General features: G+C 66.8%; 2 protein-coding genes. Both read left to right on the top strand.

The window, feature by feature from the left end:
- The first annotated feature begins 121 nt into the window (after positions 1-121).
- The gene (locus ON20_RS25835; RefSeq protein WP_218002610.1) at positions 122-535 is read left to right on the top strand and encodes a winged helix-turn-helix domain-containing protein; all 414 of its coding nucleotides are present in this window, start codon (positions 122-124) and stop codon (positions 533-535) included.
- Positions 522-1,141: transposase (locus tag ON20_RS25830; RefSeq protein ID WP_157228999.1), on the top strand; the 620-nt coding region annotated here is incomplete at its 3' end. The genes ON20_RS25835 and ON20_RS25830, both read left to right, overlap by 14 nt.

The following is a 1,141-nucleotide window of genomic DNA, read 5'->3' as shown; positions in this document are numbered from 1 at the left end:
TTAACGAGCTTTCGGGCGTGATGTCGTAGAGGTTGACGGCGGGTGTATGCCGATTGTTGTGAGGTATCCCCAAGGCGGCGGGCTGACAGCTGAACGGCGGATGTTTCGGGAACGTATCCGTGTGCAGGCGGCCGAGATGTTCGCCGGCGGACAAGACAATGCGATGGTCGCCAAGCAGTTGCGGGTCAGCGTCCGATCGGTGCAGCGCCGGCGCAAGGCATGGAGCCACGGCGGGCAGGACGCGGCGCGCTCGGCAGGGTCGGCGGCGCGACCGAAACTCGACGACACCATGTTCGCGGCGTCGGAAGCCGCACTGGCCAAGGGGGCGCTCGCTCACGGCCGGCCGGACCAGACCTGGACTTCGGCCCGGATCCAGACCCTCATCGGCCGTCGGTTCGGCACGAGCCTGTCGCCGGCGAGTGTCTGGCAACTGCTGCGTCGACACGGGTGGAGCCATCAGAGACCCGCCCGGCGGGCGGTCGAGCGGGATCCGCAGGCGGTAACCGGATGGGGGAACAGACGTGGCCGCGGGTAAAAGCACGGCGGCGGCGTTCGGGGCCTGGCTGGTCTTCGAGGACGAGGCCGGGTTTGCGATGACGCCGCCGACACAGCGAACCTGGTCGGTGCGCGGACACACACCCGTGGTCACGGTCCGAGGACGGTCCCAGCGCCGGTTCTCTATCGCCGCCCTGGCCTGCTACAGGCACGGTGAACGCTCCCGATTGATCTATCGGCCCAAACACCCTCGTGACCTGCACAGCGGCGGGCGCCGTAGTTTCGCCTGGACCGACTACCGCGACCTGCTCCTCGATGCCCACCGCCGGCTCGGCGGCCCGATCGTGCCGGTCTGGGACAATCTGAACGTGCATCGCGACGCTCACCTGCGTGCGTTCATCGACGGCCATGATTGGATCCGCTGTTACCGGCTGCCGCCATATGCCCCCGACCTGAACCCTGTCGAGAGCGTCTGGTCGCTGCTACGGCGAAGCAGCCGGGCCAACACCGCATTCAGCGACCCGACCCACCTGATACACACCCTCCGCCACGGCCTACGACGAATCCAATACCGCCCCACCCTCATCGACGGATGCTTCACAGCGACCGGACTCACACTTACGACATCACGCCGAAAATCTCGTTA

Source organism: Nocardia brevicatena NBRC 12119, assembly GCF_000308495.1.
GTDB lineage: Bacteria > Actinomycetota > Actinomycetes > Mycobacteriales > Mycobacteriaceae > Nocardia > Nocardia brevicatena.
This window is presented reverse-complemented; position numbering and strand designations above follow the sequence as displayed.